The sequence below is a fragment of the Streptomyces sp. NPDC002790 genome (genome assembly GCF_040295505.1).
GTDB lineage: Bacteria > Actinomycetota > Actinomycetes > Streptomycetales > Streptomycetaceae > Streptomyces.
Genome location: NZ_JBEOVM010000003.1, coordinates 130,076 through 151,277 on the forward strand (window position 1 = coordinate 130,076; position 21,202 = coordinate 151,277).

Annotated in this window: 15 protein-coding genes; 9 read left to right on the forward strand and 6 right to left on the reverse strand. The window is 70.4% G+C overall.

Annotation, left to right across the window (positions count from 1 at the left end; all coding sequences use genetic code 11):
* The first annotated feature begins 79 nt into the window (after positions 1-79).
* The gene (locus ABT004_RS03105) at positions 80-1,129 is read left to right on the forward strand and encodes an ABC transporter substrate-binding protein (RefSeq protein ID WP_351331077.1); all 1,050 of its coding nucleotides are present in this window, start codon (positions 80-82) and stop codon (positions 1,127-1,129) included.
* Between the two features lie 73 nt (positions 1,130-1,202).
* Positions 1,203-2,315, forward strand: a complete 1,113-nt coding sequence (locus ABT004_RS03110) for an NAD(P)-binding domain-containing protein (protein ID WP_351331078.1) — start codon at positions 1,203-1,205, stop codon at positions 2,313-2,315.
* An 88-nt stretch (positions 2,316-2,403) separates the two neighbouring features.
* On the opposite strand, the gene mltG is transcribed toward ABT004_RS03110, so the two are convergent.
* Both mltG and ABT004_RS03120 read right to left on the reverse strand, forming a co-directional pair.
* Entirely contained in the window at positions 2,404-3,237 is an 834-nt protein-coding gene (mltG, locus tag ABT004_RS03115; RefSeq protein ID WP_351331079.1) for an endolytic transglycosylase MltG, read from the reverse strand.
* Positions 3,238-3,355: 118 nt separating this feature from the next.
* A complete protein-coding gene (locus ABT004_RS03120; RefSeq protein WP_351331080.1) occupies positions 3,356-5,179 on the reverse strand; it encodes an ABC transporter ATP-binding protein in 1,824 nt (607 codons plus the stop codon).
* Positions 5,180-5,273: 94 nt separating this feature from the next.
* Here ABT004_RS03120 and ABT004_RS03125 point away from each other — a divergent pair, with 94 nt between their 5' ends.
* The 3 genes from ABT004_RS03125 (at position 5,274) to ABT004_RS03135 (ending at position 10,266) form a co-directional block, all read left to right on the forward strand.
* A complete protein-coding gene (locus tag ABT004_RS03125; RefSeq protein WP_351331081.1) occupies positions 5,274-5,717 on the forward strand; it encodes a MarR family winged helix-turn-helix transcriptional regulator in 444 nt (147 codons plus the stop codon).
* Positions 5,718-5,753: 36 nt separating this feature from the next.
* Complete coding sequence (locus ABT004_RS03130) at positions 5,754-8,672, forward strand: FAD-binding and (Fe-S)-binding domain-containing protein (RefSeq protein WP_351331082.1); 2,919 nt, start codon at positions 5,754-5,756, stop codon at positions 8,670-8,672.
* A 163-nt stretch (positions 8,673-8,835) separates the two neighbouring features.
* Positions 8,836-10,266 carry a Gfo/Idh/MocA family oxidoreductase gene (locus ABT004_RS03135; RefSeq protein ID WP_351331083.1) on the forward strand — a complete coding sequence of 477 codons (1,431 nt, stop codon included), beginning with the start codon at positions 8,836-8,838 and terminating at the stop codon, positions 10,264-10,266.
* Positions 10,267-10,311: 45 nt separating this feature from the next.
* On the opposite strand, the gene ABT004_RS03140 is transcribed toward ABT004_RS03135, so the two are convergent.
* The gene (locus ABT004_RS03140) at positions 10,312-11,073 is read right to left on the reverse strand and encodes a L,D-transpeptidase family protein (protein WP_351331084.1); all 762 of its coding nucleotides are present in this window, start codon (positions 11,071-11,073) and stop codon (positions 10,312-10,314) included.
* A gap of 181 nt (positions 11,074-11,254) precedes the next feature.
* Between ABT004_RS03140 and ABT004_RS03145 the strand changes: the two genes are divergently transcribed.
* Both ABT004_RS03145 and ABT004_RS03150 read left to right on the forward strand, forming a co-directional pair.
* Positions 11,255-13,135 carry an ABC transporter transmembrane domain-containing protein gene (locus ABT004_RS03145; protein WP_351331085.1) on the forward strand — a complete coding sequence of 627 codons (1,881 nt, stop codon included), beginning with the start codon at positions 11,255-11,257 and terminating at the stop codon, positions 13,133-13,135.
* Positions 13,132-14,931 carry an ABC transporter ATP-binding protein gene (locus tag ABT004_RS03150; protein WP_351331086.1) on the forward strand — a complete coding sequence of 600 codons (1,800 nt, stop codon included), beginning with the start codon at positions 13,132-13,134 and terminating at the stop codon, positions 14,929-14,931. Before ABT004_RS03145 ends, ABT004_RS03150 begins: the two co-directional genes overlap by 4 nt.
* A 302-nt stretch (positions 14,932-15,233) precedes the next feature.
* Here the strand turns inward: ABT004_RS03150 and ABT004_RS03155 are convergent, their stop codons facing one another.
* Positions 15,234-16,028 carry a metal-dependent hydrolase gene (locus ABT004_RS03155; RefSeq protein WP_351331087.1) on the reverse strand — a complete coding sequence of 265 codons (795 nt, stop codon included), beginning with the start codon at positions 16,026-16,028 and terminating at the stop codon, positions 15,234-15,236.
* A 52-nt stretch (positions 16,029-16,080) separates the two neighbouring features.
* Here ABT004_RS03155 and ABT004_RS03160 point away from each other — a divergent pair, with 52 nt between their 5' ends.
* Positions 16,081-18,735 carry a DEAD/DEAH box helicase gene (locus ABT004_RS03160; RefSeq protein ID WP_351331088.1) on the forward strand — a complete coding sequence of 885 codons (2,655 nt, stop codon included), beginning with the start codon at positions 16,081-16,083 and terminating at the stop codon, positions 18,733-18,735.
* A gap of 82 nt (positions 18,736-18,817) precedes the next feature.
* Entirely contained in the window at positions 18,818-19,690 is an 873-nt protein-coding gene (locus ABT004_RS03165) for an acyl-CoA thioesterase (protein ID WP_351331089.1), read from the forward strand.
* A 62-nt stretch (positions 19,691-19,752) separates the two neighbouring features.
* On the opposite strand, the gene ABT004_RS03170 is transcribed toward ABT004_RS03165, so the two are convergent.
* Positions 19,753-20,616: a DUF6397 family protein gene (locus ABT004_RS03170; protein ID WP_351331090.1), complete on the reverse strand. Its 864-nt coding sequence runs from the start codon at positions 20,614-20,616 to the stop codon at positions 19,753-19,755.
* A 143-nt stretch (positions 20,617-20,759) separates the two neighbouring features.
* Positions 20,760-21,176 carry a roadblock/LC7 domain-containing protein gene (locus ABT004_RS03175; protein ID WP_351331091.1) on the reverse strand — a complete coding sequence of 139 codons (417 nt, stop codon included), beginning with the start codon at positions 21,174-21,176 and terminating at the stop codon, positions 20,760-20,762.
* Between the last annotated feature and the right edge of the window lie 26 nt (positions 21,177-21,202).

The following is a 21,202-nucleotide window of genomic DNA, read 5'->3' on the forward strand; positions in this document are numbered from 1 at the left end:
ACCGCCCGCTCGCCTCCACTCACCCCCGCTCACGCCCATCCCAACCCCCGCCCCCTACCCTCCCCTGATCGGACTTGTCATGCGACGTCCCCTCACAGCCGGCGCCCTCCTCGCTCCCCTCGCCCTCCTGCTCGCCGGCTGCTCCGGCGCCTCCACCGCCAGCACCTCCACCGGCAGCGGCGGAAGTGGCGGCGGCATCGACGGAAAGGGGTCACTCACCCTCAACGTCGGTGACCAGAAGGGTGGTTCGGAGGCGATACTCAGGGCTGCCGGTGAACTCGACGACCTGGACTACAAGATTCGCTGGTCCACGTTCACCTCGGGGCCGCCACTCCTCGAAGCCATCAACGCCAAGGCCGTGGACATCGGCGGCGTCGGCAACACACCCCCGGTCTTCGCGGCCGGCGCCGACTCGAAGATCAAGGTGGTGTCCGCCAGCCACGGAACCGCCAAGGGTGACACCATCCTGGTCCCGAAGGACTCCAAGCTGAAGAGTCCGGCGGGGCTCAAGGGCAGGTCGATCGCGGTGGCCCAGGGATCCTCGGCGCACTACCAGCTCGTCGCCTCGCTCAAGAAGGTCGGGCTCACGCTGAAGGACGTGAAGGTCAAGTACCTGCAGCCGGCCGACGCGCTGGCCGCGTTCACCGCGGGCAAGGTCGACGCGTGGGCCGTCTGGGACCCGTACACCTCGCAAGCGCTGCGCGCGAAGCTCGGTCGCGTGCTCACCGACGGCGACGGGGTCACCAACGGGCTCGCCTTCCAGGTCGCCTCCCCCATCGCGCTCGCCGACAAGAAGAAGTCCGCCGCCATCAAGGACTATCTCGACCGGCTGCGGCGCGCCCAGGACTGGGTCTACAAGCATCCGCAGGCCTGGGCGAAGGTGTGGGCCAAGGACACCGGACTGCCGTACGGGGCGGCGTACGACGCGGTGAAGCGTACGAACGGCACACGTGTCACGGTCGCCGTCGACAAGGGCGTCATCGCGTCCGAGCAGCAAATCGCCGACACCTTCACCCAGTTGAAGCTGATCCCGTCCAAGGTCGACTTCTCGAAGTACGTCGACACCCGCTTCAACGGCAAGCTGCCGCCCTCCACCACCGCTCCGCGCACCTACGACAAGGAGTCCTGATCTCGGAGTCCTGATCCTGGAGTCCTGATCCCCCGGCGGGAAGATCTCGCGCGCCGATGGAGTTAGTAGAAATGTGAACGACATCGGGGTACGAGACGACACCGCCACCACCTCGGCCCGCCCGGTCGACGTGGTGGTCATCGGCGCCGGACAGGCCGGTCTGTCCGCCGCCTACCACCTGCGCCGCGTGGGCTTCGAGCCCGAGCGGGACTTCGTCGTCCTCGACCACGCGCCCCGCCCCGGCGGCGCCTGGCAGTTCCGGTGGCCCTCACTCACGTACGGCAAGGTGCACGGCATGCACGCGCTGCCCGGCGTGGAGCTGACCGGCGCCGACCCCGCGCGCCCGTCCTCGGAGGTCATATCCGGGTACTTCTCTTCGTACGAGGAGGCCTTCGACCTGCGCGTACGGCGCCCGGTCGATGTGCGGGCGGTACGCGAAGGGGAGGAGGGGCGGCTGCTCGTCGAGACCTCGGACGGGGTGTGGTCCACGCGAGCCCTGATCAACGCGACGGGCACCTGGGACCGGCCGTTCTGGCCGCGCTACCCGGGACAGGAGACCTTCCGCGGGCGGCAGCTGCACACCGCGCAGTACCAGGGACCCGAGGAGTTCGCAGGTCAGCGCGGAGTGGTGGTGGGTGGCGGGGCCTCCGGGACGCAGCACCTGATGGAGATCGCTCCGTACGCCGCCGCGACGACCTGGGTGACCCGCCGGCCGCCCGTCTTCCGCGAGGGCCCCTTCGGCGAGGACCAGGGGCGGGCCGCCGTGGCGGCGGTCGAGGAGCGGGTACGCCAGGGGCTCGCGCCGCTGAGCGTGGTGTCGGTGACCGGGCTTCCGGTGAACGATGCGATCCGCGCGGCGCGTGCGAACGGTGTCCTCGACCGGCACCCCATGTTCGACCGGATCACGCCGACCGGCGTGGCCTGGGACGACGGGCACGAGGTGGCGGCCGACGTGATCCTCTGGGCCACCGGTTTCCGTGCGTCCATCGAGCATCTGGCGCCGCTGAAGCTGCGGGAAGCGGGCGGCGGGATCCGCGTCGAGGGCACCCATGCGGCCCTCGACCCCCGCATCCACCTGGTCGGCTACGGCCCGTCGGCAAGCACGATCGGCGCGAACCGCGCGGGGCGCGCCGCGGTCCGCGACATCCAGCGGCTACTCGACCGGAGGGCACCGGTCACGGCGTGAGGCGCCACACTCGGGCGCCCCGAACCGAACAAGTGGGTACCGCCCTGCTGCCCGACACCCCGGCGCCCCGGTACCCCGGTACGCCCCGTCAGTCCTTGTTCTTGGCCTTCGCCTGGATCTTGTTGAACTCCGTCACGTTCTTCTCCTGCACGGCCAGGTCCGCGGTGAAGCGTGTGTCCCCCGGCTTGACCGTCACGAAGTACAGCCAGTCGCCCGCCGTCGGACTGGACGCCGCCCGCATCGCCTGCTCCCCCGGGTTACCGATCGGGGTGGGCGGCAGCCCCTTGCGCGCGTAGGTGTTGTACGGGTTGTTGATCTTGGTGTCGGCGTGGGTGGTGTCCAACGTGGAGCGGCCGAGCGCGTAGTTGATGGTGGAGTCCATCTGCAACGGCATCCCGTGATCGAGCCGGTTGTATATGACGCGGGCGACCCTGCCCATGTCCTCCTGGTTGTCCGCCTCGGCCTGCACGATGCTCGCGATGATGACGCGCTGGTACGGGTTGACGGCGTTGCTCTCGGCGCCCGCGGTGGTGCCACTGCCGCCGAACCTCTTGTTGGCCGTGTGGACCATGTACGCAAGGACCGACTGCGGCGTCGACCTGTCGCTCAAGGGATACGTCGCCGGGAAGAGGTACCCCTCGGCGTTGCCACCCGCGTCGCCCGGAAGCTTGAGGTGCGCCTTGGGTGCGGCCTTCTTCGTGGTGCCGGACGGGACGTCGAGCGCCTTGTCGACGGCGTCGTACACCTGCCCCGAACGCCAGCCCTCCGGAATGGTCAGAACCTGGTCCGTCTCGTCCTCGCCCGATAGGACCAGTGGTACCGCGACGGCGGTAGCCGCCACGACGGCCCCCGTCACCGTCAGGGCGACGCGCCCTCGGCGCGTGATGCGCGTCGTGTTCCGTCGCGGAGTCTCCGTTTGCATGCCGGAACGGTAACCCGTGTGTCAGTACATCCCTGCCATATATCGGCGCTCCTTGGCTCCCTCACGGACTCTCCCCACTGTTCGCGCCGATGTCATGGTGGCTCGGGCAGGCCGCCCGTCACGCCGCCGCTTCCACGCGCGCGTCCCGCCGCACCAGCGCCGCGTAACGGCCCTCGCGGCCGAGCAATTCCTCGTGCGTGCCGCGCTCGGCTATGCGCCCGGAGTCCAGGACCACGATCTGCTCGGCGCCGCGGACCGTGGAGAGGCGGTGCGCGATCGTGAGCGTCGTGCGGTTGGCGGAGAGCGCGTCGATGGCCTCCTGCACGGCGTGCTCGGTGCGGGTGTCGAGCGCGCTGGTCGCCTCGTCGAGGATGAGCACGGGCGGGTCCCGCAGGATGGTGCGGGCGATGGCCAGGCGCTGCTTCTCGCCTCCGGAGAAGCGGTGGCCACGCTCGCCGACCACGGTGTCGTAGCCGTCCGGAAGCGCGGCTATGTGCTCGTGGATCTGGGCCGCCCGGGCCGCCGCGTGCATTTCCTCGTCGGTGGCGTCGGGCTTGGCGAACCGCAGGTTCTCGGCCACCGAGGCGTGGAACAGGTACGTCTCCTGGGAGACCACGCCGATCGCGCGCGCGAGGGTGTCGAAGTCCAGGTCGCGTACGTCCACGCCGTCGAGCGTGACGCGGCCGCCCGTGACGTCGTAGAGCCGCGGCACCAGATAGCTGAGCGTGGACTTGCCGGAACCGGTGGGTCCGACGACGGCGAGGCTGCCGCCCGCGGGGACGGTGAGGTCGATGCCGTCCAGGATCGCGTTCTGCCGCTCGTCAGCGGCGTCTTCGGTGGCATAGCGGAACTCGACGTTCTCGAAGCGGACCTCGCCCTTCACGGTGTCGAGGCGGATCGCGTCCGCACGCTCGGTGATGTCGACCGGGAGGTCCAGGTACTCGAAGATGCGCTGGAACAGGGCGAGCGAGGTCTGGAGCTGGACGCCGGTCTGGAGCAGGCTCACGGTCGGCCGGAACAGTCCCTGCTGCAGGGAGACGAACGCGACGAGTGTGCCGATGGAGACGGTGGGGCCACCGAAGTGCAGGGCGATGCCGGCCGCCCAGTAGATGACCGCGGGCATGGCGGCCATGACGATGCTGATGACGGCCATCCGCCAGCGCCCCGCCATGTTCGACCTGACCTCCAGGCCGACCAGTTCGTCCGACTCGTCGGCGAAGGACTTGGTGAGCGAGTCGGCGCGGCCCATGGTGCGGCCGAGCAGGATGCCGCTGACGGAGAGGGACTCGGTGACCGTGGCGGCCATTGCCGCCATCTGCTTCTGGCGCTGCGTGGCGATCTTCTTGCGCTCGCGGCCGACCCGGCGGCTGATCCACACGAAGACCGGCAGCAGAAGCAGGGAGACGATCGTCAGGCGCCAGTCGAGGGCGATCATCGCGACGACCGTGGCGACGACGCTCGTCAGGTTCGAGACGAGGGAGGTCGCGGTGGAGGTCACGGTCGCCTGCATGCCGCCGATGTCGTTGGCGATGCGGGACTGGACCTCGCCGGTGCGGGTCTTGGTGAAGAAGGCGAGGGACATGCTCTGCAACCGGCCGTAGACGGCGGTGCGCAGATCGTGCATGACGCGCTGGCCGACCGTCGTCGAGATCAGCGTCTGCAGGACGCCGAAGACGCTTGTCACGACGGCGCTGACGATCATGCCGAGGGCGAGCAGGCCGAGCAGGCCGGTGCGGCCCTGCGGGATGGCGACGTCGAGGATCTCCTTGAGCAGGAACGGCGTCGCGACCGTGACCAGGGACGCGGCTGCGACCAGCAGCCCGACGAGGGCGAGTCGGCCGCGGTAGGGGCGGAACAGGGACAGGATGCGGCGGACCTGGCGCGGCTGTCCCGATGCTTCGGCATCGGGAGGCGGCGTCCAGCGGATTTCGTCGCGGGGCATGGGCCTCCTAGAGACTTCAGAGATCGAACCTTGAGGAGCATAGTGCATTGTTACCTCTATTCACAATGCACGGGGTCCTGATAATGTTCCCGACATGAAGACACCGGACGCCGACGGTTTCCTCGCCGAGCAGCTACTGCGGCTGACGCGCCGCCTGCAGCGGATACAGCGCCGCCAGCTCGAGCCGGTGGGGATCACCCCCGCGCAGTCCCGGCTGCTGCGCACGCTGGTGCACTACGACACGCCGCCGCGCATGGCCGATCTCGCGCAGCGCCTCGAGGTGGTGCCGCGCGCCGTGACGACGACGGTGGACGGTCTGGAGGCGGCCGACATGGTGCGCCGTGCGCCGGATCCCACGAACCGCCGGGTCATCCGCATCGAGCTCACCGACAAGGGGCGGGCCGCCCTGCGGGAGCTGCGCAGCGCGCGCCGCGCCGCGGCAGAGGAGATCCTGGCACCGTTGGACAAGGAGCAGCGCGCGCAGCTGACGGTCTTGCTGAACGCACTGTTCGAGTCCCCGCGCGCGCCGGAGTGCTGACAGCGCCGGAACACTGACAGCGATCGAGGAGAGGCCATGCCGCTGCTGGAGCCGAAGCCGGAAGCCCTGCGCCCCGGAGCCCGACCGTCGGGCCCGGCGCCCGACCGGGTCGCGGACCGGCAGGCCGGGGGCACGCCCGAACCGCTCCGCTCGGAGCTGACGCGGCTGCTCGGCGCGGACAAGGTGCTCACCAAGATCTCGGACCTGGTGCGCTACGCGTCGGACGCCAGCCCGTACCGCTTCGTGCCGCAGGTCGTGGTGATCGCCGAGGACATCGACGACGTGTCGGCGGTACTCTCCTACGCGCACGGCAAGGGCCGCGAGGTCGTCTTCCGCGCGGCGGGCACGTCGCTGAACGGCCAGGCGCAGGGCGAGGACATCCTGGTCGACGTCCGCAAGTTCTGGGCGGGCATCGAGGTGCTCGGCGACGGTTCGCGCGCGCGGATCGGCCCCGGCACCACGATCGTGCGGGCGAACGCCACGCTCGCGCGGCACGGGCGCGTCCTCGGCCCCGACCCCGCGAGCGCGATCGCCTGCACGGTGGGCGGCGTGGTGGCGAACAACGCGTCGGGGATGACGGCGGGCACGACCCGGAACTCGTACAGGACGGTCTCCTCCCTCACCTTCGTACTGCCGTCGGGCACCGTCGTCGACACGGGCGACCCGCGCGCGGACGAGGATCTGGCGCATGCCGAACCGGCGCTCTGCGAGGCCCTGTTGGCGATCAAGCGGGAGATCGAGGAGGACGCGGAGCTCACCCGCAGGATCCGCGCCAAGTACGAGATCAAGAACACGAACGGGTACCGTCTCGACGCCTTCCTCGACGGTGGGACGCCGGTGGAGATCATGCGCGGCCTGATGGTGGGTTCGGAGGGCACCTTCGGGTTCATCTCCGAAGTCGTCTTCGACACCCTGCCGTTGGACCGGAAGGTGTCGACGGCGCTGCTGTTCTTCCCCTCCCTGCCCGCGGCCGCGGCGGCGGTACCGGTGTTCAACGAGGCGGGCGCCCTGGCCGTGGAGTTGATGGACGGCAATACACTGCGCGCCTCGGTCAGCGTGCAGGGTGTGCCGCAGGACTGGGCCGAGCTGCCCAAGGAGACGACGGCTCTGCTCGTCGAGTTCCGCGCCCCGGGCGAGACCGCGCAGGCCGCCTACGAGACGGCGGCGGCGAAGGCCCTCGAAGGACTCGAACTCGTCGCGCCCGTCGCCTCGGTGACCAATGAGTTCACACGGGACGCGAAGACCATCGCGGGCTACTGGAAGGCGCGCAAGGCGTTCGTGACGGCGGTCGGCGGCTCGCGCCCTTCGGGTACCACGCTCATCACGGAGGACTTCGCGGTGCCCCCCGCGCGGCTCGCGGAGGCCTGCGAGGCGCTGCTCGAACTGCAGACGCGGCACAGCTTCGATGCCGCGGTGGCGGGGCACGCGGCCCACGGCAATCTGCACTTCCTGCTGGCGTTCGACGCGGCGAAGCCCGCGGACGTGGAGCGGTACGCGGCGTTCATGGACGAGTTCTGCCGCCTCACGGTAGACAGGTTCGACGGCTCCCTGAAGGCGGAGCACGCGACGGGCCGCAACATCGCCCCCTTCCTGGAACTCGAATGGGGCGCCCGGGCCACGGAGTTGATGTGGCGTACCAAGCAGGTCATCGACCCGGACGGGGTGCTCGCACCGCGTATCGTCCTGGACCGCGACCCGAAAGCTCATCTGCGGGGCCTCAAGACGATCCCCAAGGTGGAGCTGATCGCCGACCCGTGCATCGAGTGCGGCTTCTGCGAACCCACGTGCCCCAGCGAGGACTTGACGACCACGCCGCGCCAGCGGATCGTGCTGCGCCGCGAGATGATGCGCCAGTCCGCCGGTTCACCGGTGGAGAGCGAGCTGATCGACGCCTACGGGTACGACGCCGTGGACACCTGCGCCGGTGACTCCACGTGCAAGCTGGCCTGCCCGGTCGGCATCGACACGGGGGCGTTCATGAAGGGCTTCCGGCACGCCCGTCACTCGCCGCGCGAGGAGCGGACGGCCGCGCTCACCGCGAAGAACTTCAAGGCGGTGGAGGCCTCGGCCCGGCTCGCGGTGGCGGCTGCGGACAAGATCGGCGACCGCCTCCTCACGGCCGTGACGGGCGCCGCGCGCAAGGCGATCCGGCCCGACCTGGTTCCCGAGTGGCTGCCGGAGGTACCTGCCGCGGCGGCCCGGAAGCTACCGCGTACCGCGCGCGTGGGGGCCACGGCCGTCTACTACCCGGCGTGCGTGAACCGCATTTTCGGCACCCCCGGAGACGTATCGCTGCCTCAGGCCGTTGTCGCGGTCTCCGCGCGCGCGGGCAAGCCGGTGTGGATCCCGGACAACGTGGCCGGGACGTGCTGCGCCACGATCTGGCACTCCAAGGGCTACGACGAGGGCAACAAGGTGATGGCGAACCGGATCGTCGAGGCGGCCTGGGCCTGGACCGGTGGCGGCCGGCTGCCCCTCGTGGTGGACGCCTCCTCGTGCACGCTGGGCATCGCGCACGAGGTGGTGCCGTATCTCACCGACGACAACCGGGAGTTGCACGCGGAGCTGACCATCGTGGACTCCCTGGTCTGGGCCGCGCAGGAGCTGCTGCCGCGCCTCACCATCGAGCGCACGATCGGCTCCGCCGTGCTGCACCCGACGTGCTCCATGGAACACCTGGGCGATGTGGACCAGTTGAGAGCCGTGGCCGAGGCCTGTGCCGACGAGGTGGTGCTGCCGGACGACGCGGGCTGCTGCGGCTTCGCGGGCGACCGCGGCATGCTCCACAAGGAGTTGACCGAGTCCGCCACGGCGAAGGAGGCCGCGGAGGTCACGGCCCGCGCGTACGACGCCCATCTGTCGGCGAACCGGATGTGCGAGGTCGGCATGGACCATGCGACGGGCCGCTCGTACTACTCCGTACTGGTGGAGCTGGAGCGCGCGACCCGGCCCTGATCTCCGACCGGTTTCCGAGGGCGGGTCTCCAAGGACGGGGCTCCAAGGGCGGGTAAAGGAAAGTCCAACTCCCCATCTCCTTCTGTCCCTTGCGCCCCGCCCTCACCCCCTCCAAGGTGGCTTGCGTTTGCCCGGCACCGCACCCACCAGCCTTGGAGGTCCGATGCACGACGACGACAACCAGCCCCTGGACGCCACCCCTTCCGACGGTCACTCGCGCCGCGACGTCCTGCGCACCGCGGGTGTCGCGGGGGCCGGCCTCGGCCTCTCCGCGTTCGGCACCGGCGCCGCCCACGCCGCCGAACCCTCCTCCGTACCCGCACAGGCGAGCGCTCCCGCACGGGAGGGCCGGACGATGGCCGGGGTGCCGTTCGAGCGGCGCTCCACGGTCCGGGTCGGCATCGTCGGCCTCGGCAACCGCGGCGGCAGCATGATCGACTTGTTCCTCGCGATGCCCGGGGTCCGGGTCGTGGCGCTGTGCGACCCGGTGAAGGACAAGACGCAGAAGGCGGCGGCCAAGGTGACGGCCGCGGGCCAGCCGGCCCCGGCGACGTACACCAAGGGCGATCACGACTTCGAGAACCTCTGCAAGCGCGGGGACATCGACTTCGTGTACGTGGCGACGCCGTGGGACTGGCACTTCGAGATGGCGAAGACGGCGATGCTGAACGGCAAGCACATCGGCGTCGAGTGTCCCATCGCGCTTCAACTCGACCAGTTGTGGGAGCTGGTGAACCTCTCCGAGCGCACCCGCAGACACTGCATGCAGTTGGAGAACTGCTGCTACGGCCGCAACGAGATGCGCGTCCTGCGGATGGCGCACGCGGGCAAGTTCGGCCAACTCCTGCACGGCGCAGGCGCGTACAACCACGACCTGCGCAGCCTGATGTTCGACCCGGACTACTACGAGGGCCCATGGCGCCGCCTGTGGCATACGCGGCTGCGCGGCGACCTGTACCCGAACCACGGCTTCGGACCGGTCGCCAACTACATGGACGTCAACCGCGGCGACCGCGTCACCCACATCTCCAGCTTCGGCACGCCCTCTCTGGGACTCGCCGAATACCGCGCGGCCAACATGCCCAAGGGCGACCCGAGTTGGAAGGAGTCGTACATCGAGTCGGACCGCACGATCAGCCTGGTCCAGACGGCGAAGGGGCGGGTGATCCGCCTGGAGCACGACGTCTCCACTCCGCACCCGTACTCGCGGATCAACCAACTCGGCGGCACCAAGGGCGTATTCGAGGACTACCCGGAGCGCATCTACATCGAGCCCGACCACAAGGACGACGCCTGGGGCGACTTCTCGGCGTACGCCGACCACGATCACTGGCTGTGGAAGGAGCACGCCAATCCGCCGGGCGGACACGGCGGCATGGACTACATCATGGTGTTCCGCCTGATGCAGACGATGCGCCTCGGGCTCGTCCCCGACTTCGATGTGTACGACGCCGCCACCTGGACGTCGCCGGTACCGCTGAGCCACCTCTCGATCAAGGCTAACGGTGCGCCGCAGCAGATCCCCGACTTCACGCGCGGCGAGTGGCGCAACAAGCGCGGCGGTGTGGACTCCGAGAAGCCGAACGAGGCCTGAGCGCGCGGTGGGGGTGCGGGCCGTACCCCCACCGACCGGCGCGGTTCACGCCTTGAGCTCGGCCTTGTCGCCCATCACGACCACCGGGTGCTGCTTCGGGTCGAGCGTCTTGAGCAGGTACTCCATGTCGCCCTTCGACTGGCTCACGCACGCCGAGGTGCCGCTGCCGTGGTCCATGTGCAGCCAGATGCTGCCGCCCTTGGACTGGCCCTGCGGCCGGGTCGGGTCGTTGGGCGACGTGCCCTTGGCGCGGTTGTAGTCGATGGCGACGACGTAATCGAAGTCGTGCCAGTGCGACTTCGACCAGTAGTGCGGGGCCTGGAACGACGCGGACCGCGTGTACGGCAGCTTGGCGCCCGGGTCGGCCAGGACGCCGCCGGCGTCGCTGAGCGTGAAGACACCGACGGGGCTGCGGTTGTCGCCCTCGTGGTGGCTCGTCGTCCAGCCCCTCTTGCCGTTGTGCCCGGACCAGCCGCGCTGCTTCTTCCACGTGTCGCCGGACTTGGTGTAGAGGGCCAGGGTGGAGCCCGCCGCGTCCTTGCCGTCGCCGTACACGGCGACGACCTGCCGAGCGTTCGCCGGGATCTGCTTCTGGTAGCGGTCGCCCACCCCCGGGATGCGCTTGAGGTCCGCCGCGCGCGCCTCGGCGCCTTGGGACTCGCCGCCCGAGGAGTTCGCCCCCTCCGTGGCCTTCTTCCCGCTGTCGCCGCCGTCGGCGCCGCAGGCGGCCACCGTCGTCAGCAGGACACCGCACGCCGCCATCGCGACGCCCGCCCTGATCACACACGCACTCCGCATGGGTTCCATGGTCGCACCACAGGTCGCGAACCGCGGGACCGACTCCGATCACGACGGGCGATCCGGTCCGATTCTTTGCCCGGCACCGGAAAACCGTTTGCCTCGTCTCGCCGAAAAACGCGAACCTTTCAAAGTTTGCTGCCTTTGAGTCCGCTTCTTCGATCCACCCCGCTTCGAGCCCTGGGACGTCATGCAGATCTCCGACCTTCCGTATCCAGACCCGGGTGTACCGGACGCACGCTCGGGCCCCCGGTTCCTGCTCTGGCTCGGCCGGAACCAGCTCGGTGGGCAGGCCAAGTCCCTTGCCTGGGGCCTGATCCACTTCGTCTCCGTCGCCGGCCTCGCCTACGGCGTCGGCTACGCGGTGCAGGCGGTCGTCGACCGCTCCGGCTCCGGTCTCGCCAAGGCCGGCGCACTGATCGTGCTGCTCGGCATCGGCGTCGCGGTCGGTGACACGATGCTGCACCGCACGTCCGTCACGAACTGGATCACCGCCGCCGCCCGCGTCCAGCAGCTCCTCGCCCACAAGACCGCGACGCTCGGCGCCGCCCTCACCCGGCGGGTCGCCGCGGGCGAGGTCGTCGCGGTGTCCACCGGTGACGTGGAGAAGATCGGCTGGTTCGTCGAGGCGCTGTCCCGCTTCACCGCCGCCGCGCTCACCATCGTCATCGCCGCCGTGGGCCTCCTGATCTACCAGCCCGCGCTCGGTGTCGTCGTCGCGCTCGGCATGCCGGTCCTGGCGCTCGCCGTGCTGCCCCTGCTCCCCCGCGCCACCCGGCGCGCGGACCATCAACGGGAGAAGGCGGGCCATGCCACCGAGCTCGCCTCGGACACCGTCGCGGGCCTGCGCGTGCTGCGCGGCATCGGCGGCGAGGAACTGTTCCTCGACCGCTACCGCCGCGCCTCGCAGGACGTGCGCCGGGCCGCCGTGCGCAGCGCGCGCATGTGGGCGCTGATCTCCGCGATCCAGGTCCTCCTTCCGGGCCTGCTGACGATCGTGCTGGTCTGGTACGGCGTCGCCCTCGCGCGCGAGGGCCGGATCACCGTCGGTGAACTGGTCACCGTCTACAGCGGGGTGATGCTCCTCAATTACCCGCTGCGGCACTTCGAGGAGATCGCCATGGCGTACTCGTTCTCCCGGCCGTCCGCGCAGCGCGCGTCCCGGGTGCTGTCGCTGGAGCGCGTCACCGAACCGGAGGGCGGGCTGCGCGAGGCGAAGGCGCCGACCGGCGACCTGTACGACCCCGCGACCGGCGTACTGGCTCCCGCGGGGCGGCTCACCGCCGTGGTCTGCGGCGACCCGGACCTGGCGGGGCGCCTCGCCGAGCGGCTCGGCGGGCACCCCGCTTCCGCCACCGACGACGGCGCGGGCGAGGTGGCACCGTCCGTCCTGCTCGACGGCGTGCCGCTCGACGAACTGCCGCTGGATGTCGCGCGGACGGCCGTGCTCGTCCAGGACAAGGACCCGGTGCTGCTCTCCGGCACCCTCGCCGAACTCCTCGACGTACCGGCCTCCGGAGGCGTCGCACCCGACGACGCGCTGGACGCCGCCCAGTGCTCGGACGTGCTGGCCGCCCTCACCCAGGGCGCCGGCGACGAGGACCCGATGGCCGCCCGCATCACCGAACGCGGCCGGTCCCTCTCCGGCGGCCAGCGCCAGCGCCTCGCGCTGGCCCGCTCGCTGGTCACGGACCCGGAGACGCTGGTGCTCGACGAGCCGACGTCCGCCGTCGACTCGCACACCGAGGCCCGGATCGCCCAGGGCGTGCGCGCGCTGCGGGGCGGTCGCACGACCGTGGTGCTGACCTCGTCGCCGCTGGTTCTCGACCGCGCCGACCGCGTGGTGTTCGTCCACGAGGGCGAGGTCGCCGCGGTCGGCGAACACCGCGAACTGGTGCGTACCGAGCCCCGGTACCGCGCGGTCGTCACCCGCGAGACCGACGAGGAGAAGGCACCCCCCGGAGCCGGGACCGGAATCAGGGCCGGAGCCGGAGCCGGGGCCGGGGCCGGAATCAGTACCGGGACCGGCATCCGGACCGATATCGAGATCAACATCGAGGAGACGGCATGATCGGCGTAGCGCCCCCGGCCTACGACCCGGCGGCCCCCACCACGGCGAACACCCTGCCCGTCGGCGCCCCGGCCACGGTCCGCGCCTACGTGCGCGAGCTGTACGAGCGCCACCGGCGCGAGTTCCTCCTGCTCATCGGCGTGAACACGGTCGCCGTCGTCGCGTCGATGGCCGGCCCGTACCTGCTCGGCGGACTGATCCAGGACGTCTCCGAGAACCCGGGCGGCGTCGACTCCCTCGAAGGGCCCCAACTGGCCCGCACCATCGGCCTGTTCGTACTCGCCCTGGTGATCCAGGCCGTGTTCATCCGACAGGTGCGGCTGCGCGGGGCGATGCTCGGCGAGCGGATGCTGGCGGATCTGCGGGAGGACTTCCTGGTGCGGTCCGTGGGCCTGCCTCCCGGCGTCCTGGAGCGGGCGGGCACGGGCGACCTGCTGTCCCGGATCACCACGGACATCGACCGGCTCGGGAACGCGATGCGGGAGGCGGTGCCACAGCTGTCCATCGGTGTCGTGTGGGCGGCGCTGCTCATCGGCGGTCTCGCGGTGACCGCGCCGCCGCTGGCTCCCGCGCTGCTCATCGCGGTGCCGGTCCTGGTGCTCGGCTGCCGCTGGTACTTCAAGCGGGCGCCGTCCGCGTACCGCTCGGAGGCCGCCGGGTACGCGGCCGTCGCCGCCGCGCTCGCCGAGACCGTGGACGCCGGGCGCACCATCGAGGCGCACCGGCTCGGTGACCGCCGCATTGAGCTGTCGGAGCAGCGCGTCAAGGAGTGGACCTCGTGGGAGCGCTACACCCTGTATCTGCGCTCCGTGCTCTTCCCGGTGATCAACACCGTGCACGTCCTGGTGCTGCTGTCGGTGCTCGTGGTCGGCGGTGTCTTCGTCCTCCAGGGCTGGATCGGCGTGGGGCAGCTGACCACGAGTGCGCTCATCGCGCAGATGCTGGTGGATCCGATCGGCCTGATCCTGCGCTGGTACGACGAGCTTCAGGTCGCTCAGGTGTCGCTGGCCCGGCTCGTCGGCGTACGGGACATCGAGCCGGAAGCGGGCGACGCCTCCGTCCGGCCCGACGGCCGCGCCGTCCAGGCCGACGCGGTGCACTTCGGCTACCGCGAGGGCGTCGACGTACTGCGCAAGGTGTCCCTCGAGGTCGCGCCCGGCACACGGCTCGCCCTGGTCGGCCCCTCGGGCGCGGGCAAGTCGACGCTCGGGCGGCTGCTCGCCGGGATCTACGCGCCGCGCACCGGGCAGGTCACGTTGGGCGGCGCGGAACTCTCCCGGATGCAGGCCGAACGGGTGCGCTCTCATGTGGCTCTGGTCAACCAGGAGCACCACGTCTTCGTGGGCTCCCTGCGCGACAACCTCCGGCTGGCCCGGACCGGCGCAGCGGACGCGGAGCTGTGGGCCGCCCTCGGCGCGGTCGACGCCGAGGGGTGGGCCGATGGCCTCGCCGACGGCCTCGACACGGAGGTCGGCTCCGGCGGGGTCGCCCTCACCCCGGCGCAGGCCCAGCAGATCGCGCTGGCCCGGCTGGTCCTTGCCGACCCGCACACGCTGGTCCTCGACGAGGCGACCTCGCTGCTCGACCCGCGCGCGGCCCGCAATCTGGAGCGCTCGCTCGGCCGGGTGCTCGACGGCCGCACGGTCGTGGCCATCGCGCACCGGCTGCACACCGCGCACGACGCGGACGTGATCGCCGTGGTCGAGGACGGCCGGATCCGCGAGCTCGGCAGCCACGACGACCTGGTCGCGGCCGACGGCGCGTACGCGGCACTGTGGCGGTCCTGGCACGGCTGACGTGCGGACGGCTGACGTGTGAGCGGCCGGCGTGTGGACGGTGGCGGTCGGGAGCCCTCTCTTCGGGATGGCTTCCGACCGGCGTCGCCTCAATAGCCGTTGCACGTGCCGGCTCCTGCTGAAGGACGGCTCCGTCCGCGACGCGGGCCACTGGTGGCTGCCGTCGTCCGAGCGGCCACCTGGATCGCCCACGGAGCGGCGAGCTCGATCGACCGGGTCGACCTGGTGGACGACTCCGGCCGGGTCTGGTCGTCCGCCGACCTGGGCGGCTGACGGCCGGCCGTGCGCGGGCCGGCCTTCGGTCAGATGAAGTTCAGCGCGGCCGCGCACCCCACGCCGCCGGCCAGCATGAACACCGGCATGAGCACCTTCAGCTCGATCCAGCTGCCGGCCCGGAACCGCATCAGCTTCGGCGGTCCGATGGGGTACCAGCGCTTGCGGCCGATCGGGATGGGCCACAGGATCGGGCAGCCCGAGACGGTGAGGGCGTCCCCGATGTCGTGCACCAGCGCACCGAGCACGATCGGCAGGCCCAGCCACAGGTACTCCTGGCCGGGGTCCGTGAACAGCCAGTCCGAACCGTTGCCGGGCTGGTCCAGGATCCCCGCGAGTATCCACGCGCTGGTCGCCGCGAGCAGCCATACGAGGATGTCGCTGCTGGAGCCGCGTGCCGCCCGCCACAGCAGTCCCTCGATGGCGAGCACCATGTGCACGAAGAGGATCCCGAGGACGGCCCAGCGGCCGCAGAAGATTGCCAGGGCCGAGGCGCCCGCCCCGATCAGGACCGCCCACAGCCACGTGTGGGTGAGCGTGCGGTGGCCGCCGGAGCGGCGCGGGTCGGCCGTCGACCGGGTGGCCTTGTAGACGCCGTACGAGAGTTTGTCGACGATTTCGCAGAGGGCGTGTGAGATCGGGCCGAAGGCGCGCGAAATGGTCGCCGACTTGTGGTCGAGGTCGGGCGCGAGCGCGGCGCCCGCGCAGATCAGCGCTCCGACGAGGAGGACCGGCCATGGCATCGGGTACCCGGCCGCCGTTGTGGCCGCCCCCACCCCCAGCCAGGCCGCCGCTCCTGACAGCGAGTGTGCCGGTCCCATCATGGCTGTGTTCCGCCCCTGTTTCTGTTGTGTCGGCCGCACGCGATGTGCCGACATGTCGCTTATTGCTGCGCCGAGTTGGCCCGTGAGGGCCCCGCGCGTGCTGACGCCCCGTCGGCGACCCAGCGTAGCCTTCGTGATCTTCGCTCGGACATCCGATTGCCGGATCGAGCCGGAAGGCAGGCAAGATGGTGCCGTGACCCTTATCGATCAGCTCCCGAAGACCCCGGACCCGGACGCCCTCTACGACGCCTTCGAGTCGTGGTCCCAGGAGCGTGGGCTCACCCTCTATCCCCACCAGGAAGAGGCGCTGATCGAGGTGGTGTCCGGCGCGAACGTGATCGTTTCGACGCCTACCGGGTCCGGCAAGTCCATGATCGCCGCCGGAGCGCACTTCGCCGCGCTCGCACGGGACGAGGTCACCTTCTACACGGCACCGATCAAGGCGCTGGTGTCGGAGAAGTTCTTCGAGCTGTGCAAGCTCTTCGGTACGGAGAACGTCGGCATGCTGACCGGCGACGCCTCCGTGAACGCGGACGCGCCCGTCATCTGCTGCACCGCCGAGGTCCTCGCCTCCATCGCGCTGCGCGACGGCGCGCAGGCCGACATCGGCCAGGTCGTGATGGACGAGTTCCACTTCTACGCGGAGGGGGACCGCGGCTGGGCCTGGCAGATTCCGCTGCTCGAGCTGCCGCAGGCGCAGTTCATCCTGATGTCGGCGACGCTCGGCGACGTCGCCATGTTCGAGAAGGACCTCACGCGCCGCACCGGCAGGACCACGTCCGTGGTCCGCTCGGCCACGCGCCCCGTGCCGCTCTCCTACGAGTACCGGCTCACGCCGATCACCGAGACGCTCACCGAGCTCCTGGAGACCAAACAGGCGCCCGTCTACATCGTGCACTTCACGCAGGCGCAGGCGGTCGAGCGCGCGCAGTCGCTGATGAGCATCAACATGTGCACGCGCGCGGAGAAGGACCAGATCGCCGAGCTGATCGGCAACTTCCGGTTCACCACCAAGTTCGGCCGCAACCTGTCCCGTTACGTACGCCATGGCATCGGTGTGCACCACGCCGGCATGCTGCCGAAGTACCGCCGCCTGGTGGAAAAGCTCGCCCAGGCTGGCCTGTTGAAGGTCATCTGCGGCACCGACACCCTCGGCGTCGGCGTCAACGTGCCCATCCGCACGGTGTTGTTCACCGCCCTCACCAAGTACGACGGCACGCGCGTGCGGACTCTGCGCGCACGGGAGTTCCACCAGATCGCGGGCCGTGCGGGCCGCGCCGGATTCGACACGGCCGGCCTCGTCGTGGCGCAGGCTCCGGAGCACGTCATCGAGAACGAGAAGGCCCTCGCGAAGGCGGGCGACGACGCCAAGAAGCGCCGCAAGGTCGTCCGTAAGAAGGCTCCCGATGGCTTCGTCGCCTGGTCGGAGAGCACCTTCGAGAAGCTGATCGGCTCCGAGCCGGAGCCGCTCATCTCGCGCTTCCGTGTCACGCACACGATGCTCCTGTCGGTCATCGCCCGTCCGGGCAATGCCTTCGACGCGATGCGCCACCTCCTCGAGGACAATCACGAGCCGCGCAAGGCGCAGCTGCGGCACATCCGCCGGGCCATCGCGATCTACCGCTCGCTTCTGGACGGCGGCATCGTCGAGAAGCTGGACACACCGGATCCGACCGGCCGCATCGTGCGCCTGACCGTCGACCTGCAGCAGGACTTCGCGCTCAACCAGCCGCTGTCGACGTTCGCCCTCGCCTCGTTCGACCTGCTCGACCAGGAGTCGCCCTCGTACGCCCTGGACATGGTGTCCGTCGTGGAGTCCACGCTCGACGACCCGCGGCAGATCCTGCACGCCCAGCAGAACAAGGCGCGCGGCGAGGCCGTGGCGCTGATGAAGGCGGACGGGGTCGAGTACGAGGACCGCATGGAGCGCCTCCAGGACATCTCGTACCCGAAGCCTCTGGAAGAGCTGCTCTTCCACGCCTACGACACGTACCGGCAGAGCCACCCGTGGGTCGGCGATCACCCGCTGTCGCCGAAGTCCGTGATCCGCGACATGTACGAACGCGCCATGACCTTCACGGAGTTCGTGTCCCACTACGAACTCGCCCGCGTCGAGGGGATCGTCCTGCGCTACCTGGCGAGCGCGTACAAGACGCTCGACCACACGGTGCCCGACGACCTGAAGTCGGAGGACCTGGAGGACCTGATCGCCTGGCTCGGCGAGATGGTGCGCCAGGTCGACTCCAGCCTTCTGGACGAGTGGGAGCAGCTCGCCAACCCGGGTGAGATGACCGCCGAGGAAGCCCAGGAGAAGGCCGACCAGGTCAAGCCGGTCACGGCGAACGGGCGCGCGTTCCGGGTCCTCGTCCGTAACGCCATGTTCCGCCGCGTCGAACTCGCGGCGCTCGACAACGTCGAGGAACTCGGCGAGTTGGACGGCGAATCGGGCTGGACCGCGGATGCCTGGGGCGACGCGATGGACAAGTACTGGGACGAGTACGAGGACCTCGGTACCGGCCCCGACGCGCGCGGCCCCAAGCTGCTCATGATCGAGGAGGACCCGGAGCACGGGCTGTGGAAGGTGCGCCAGACCTTCGCGGACCCCAACGGCGACCACGACTGGGGCATCAGCGCCGAGGTCGACCTCGCGGCCTCCGACGCCGAGGGCCGTGCCGTCGTCCGGGTCACGGACGTCGGCCAGTTGTAGATCCAAGGACGGTCGGACGGTAGGTTCCGGCCGCGCCCCTGCACCGGAGTCCTCCGGTCGCACACACGAGAGAGAACACCCCATGACGAATCCTGCGGAGAAGCTCGTCGACCTGCTCGACCTGGAGCAGATCGAGGTCAACATCTTCCGCGGACTCAGCCCGGACGAGTCCCTCCAGCGCGTCTTCGGCGGGCAGGTGGCGGGCCAGGCCCTGGTGGCTGCGGGACGCACCACCGAGGGCGACCGCCCCGTGCATTCGCTGCACGCGTACTTCATCCGTCCGGGCCGCCCCGGCGTGCCGATCGTGTACCAGGTCGAGCGGATGCGCGACGGGCGCTCGTTCACCACGCGACGTGTCACCGCCGTGCAGCAGGGCCGCACGATCTTCAATCTCACCGCCTCCTTCCACAAGCCCGAAGAGGGTGCCTTCGAGCACCAGTTGCCGCCGGCCCGGCAGGTGCCGGACCCGGATTCGCTGCCGACGATCGCCGACGAGGTGCGGGGCCATCTGGGCGCGCTGCCCGATGCCCTGGAGCGGATGGCCCGCCGGCAGCCCTTCGACATCCGCTATGTCGACCGGCTGCGCTGGTCGCCCGAGGACATCGAGGCGGCCGAGCCGCGCAGCGCGGTGTGGATGCGTGCCGTGGGCCCCCTCGGCGACGATCCGCTCGTGCACACCTGCGCGCTCACCTACGCGAGCGATATGACGCTGCTCGACGCGGTGCGTCTGCCGATCGAACCGCTGTGGGGCCCGCGCGGCTTCGACATGGCATCGCTCGACCACGCCATGTGGTTCCACCGTCCTTTCCGTGCCGATGAGTGGTTCCTGTACGACCAGGAGTCGCCGATCGCGACGGGCGGCCGCGGCCTTGCCCGTGGCCGCATCTACGACACGGAGGGCCGCCTGCTGGTCTCCGTGGTCCAGGAAGGGCTGTTCCGCAAGCTCGAGGGCTGACCGGAGGCGAGGCCGGCTCGGGTTCGTGCAGGGCGGTCGAACCGGCGGGGCCGCGCGGCGGTTCAGTCTCCTCTTCCGGTGAGGCGGGCCCACAGGCTCCGCGGCCTCGCCTCCGGGGGTTCGGCCATGGGCTCCGGCGACGTTTCCGGCAGGGCCGCCGGGGGCTCCATGTGGCCGGCGGGCCGTGGGGCCGGGCGCCGCCTGCGAGCCTCCTCCAGGTTGAGCAGCAGGTTCCCGCGCAGCCAACTGATCTCGTCCGGGTCGTCGGCGGTCAGGATGCGCTGGACGATCGCGGCGTTCGGCGACTCCGGTGCTCCGTACCAGAATTCGTCCGGCCGCAGCCGCTGCAGATGGGCCCGCTCGTACGGGCTCGCGACGAGTTCCGCGAGATGCGCCGGGTCCAGGAGTGTGGCGACGGCCGCCGCTCGTTCCCACGGGCCGTCGGCCTGCCCGAGCAGATACCCGGCGTGCCTGGCCCGCCAGTTCTTCGGCCGCAGATCGGCGCCGGCCCGCAGCCTGGCACGCACCCTGTCGGGCGCCCGCCCCGTCAGGAGCGGCCCGTTGACCTCGGCCCCCGCGAACTCCCGTAGCTCCTGGGCGAGGTACAGCCACACCACCGTCCGGTACCGGTTGACGTAGAACTTCGCGGGCGTCAGCATCCCGGCGCGAGCCAGCCTGGTGAAACGGGTCGACGGGATGTCCATGAGCTCGGCACCCTCTGTCGTGCCCACCACCCTGACCTGATCGAGCAGTGTGTTCGGGAATCCCTCGGCCGCACGGATGCGGTCGATCTCCTCGCGCGGGACGCGGCGTCGGCCGCCGCCCGGAGCCGGGACGGTTCGGATGCGGCCCAACCGGACGGCCAGGTCGAACTCGCCGCGTTTCAGCCCCAGTTCTCGCGCCGCGCTGCTCTGGGGCCTGGTCATGATGTCGCCTTGCACGATGGTTCTCCCCCGTCTGCGAATCAGACGCGGTCACTCTCCGTGACCGCTCGAGAGAACCGTAGCCCGGATCACCCGACCCCGTGCGAGCCTGTGGATAACCCCGCCGGACCGCGAGTTAACGCAGGTCAGAGGTCCGCGAGTGGACCCCGGTCCGGATTGCGCACGTCGACGGTGAGGTGTTCGCCGACCCGGTGCACCAACAGCGTCATTTCGTACGCGACCTGCCCGATGTCCGCCTCGGCCGCGCTGAGCACGCAGAGGCAGCTGCCCTCGCCCGCCGCGGTGACGAACAGCACCGCGTCGTCGAACTCGATCATCGTCTGGCGCACTCCGCCGGTGCCGAAGTACCGGCCGGAGCCCTTGGCGAGGCTGTGCAGTCCGGACGAGACAGCGGCGAGGTGCTCGGCGTCCTCGCGGCGCAGGCCCGTGCTCGCCCCTGTCACCAGGCCGTCGTTGGACAGGACCAGAGCGTGCCGCACATGTTCGACGCGCTGCGTCAGGTCGTCCAGCAGCCAACCCAGTCCTTCGTACTGCTGCCCCATGATCCCCTGTCCCCGCTTCCCTGTGG

Coding starts and splice junctions, on each gene's coding strand:
- ABT004_RS03105 (WP_351331077.1), top strand. CDS start 80: ATGCGACGTCCCCTCACAGCCGGCGCCCTCCTCGCTCCCCTCGCCCTC.
- mltG (WP_351331079.1), bottom strand. CDS start 3,237: ATGCAAACGGAGACTCCGCGACGGAACACGACGCGCATCACGCGCCGA.
- ABT004_RS03120 (WP_351331080.1), bottom strand. CDS start 5,179: ATGCCCCGCGACGAAATCCGCTGGACGCCGCCTCCCGATGCCGAAGCA.
- ABT004_RS03125 (WP_351331081.1), top strand. CDS start 5,274: ATGAAGACACCGGACGCCGACGGTTTCCTCGCCGAGCAGCTACTGCGG.
- ABT004_RS03130 (WP_351331082.1), top strand. CDS start 5,754: ATGCCGCTGCTGGAGCCGAAGCCGGAAGCCCTGCGCCCCGGAGCCCGA.
- ABT004_RS03135 (WP_351331083.1), top strand. CDS start 8,836: ATGCACGACGACGACAACCAGCCCCTGGACGCCACCCCTTCCGACGGT.
- ABT004_RS03140 (WP_351331084.1), bottom strand. CDS start 11,073: ATGGAACCCATGCGGAGTGCGTGTGTGATCAGGGCGGGCGTCGCGATG.
- ABT004_RS03145 (WP_351331085.1), top strand. CDS start 11,255: ATGCAGATCTCCGACCTTCCGTATCCAGACCCGGGTGTACCGGACGCA.
- ABT004_RS03150 (WP_351331086.1), top strand. CDS start 13,132: ATGATCGGCGTAGCGCCCCCGGCCTACGACCCGGCGGCCCCCACCACG.
- ABT004_RS03155 (WP_351331087.1), bottom strand. CDS start 16,028: ATGATGGGACCGGCACACTCGCTGTCAGGAGCGGCGGCCTGGCTGGGG.
- ABT004_RS03160 (WP_351331088.1), top strand. CDS start 16,081: ATGTCGCTTATTGCTGCGCCGAGTTGGCCCGTGAGGGCCCCGCGCGTG.
- ABT004_RS03165 (WP_351331089.1), top strand. CDS start 18,818: ATGACGAATCCTGCGGAGAAGCTCGTCGACCTGCTCGACCTGGAGCAG.
- ABT004_RS03170 (WP_351331090.1), bottom strand. CDS start 20,616: ATGACCAGGCCCCAGAGCAGCGCGGCGCGAGAACTGGGGCTGAAACGC.
- ABT004_RS03175 (WP_351331091.1), bottom strand. CDS start 21,176: ATGGGGCAGCAGTACGAAGGACTGGGTTGGCTGCTGGACGACCTGACG.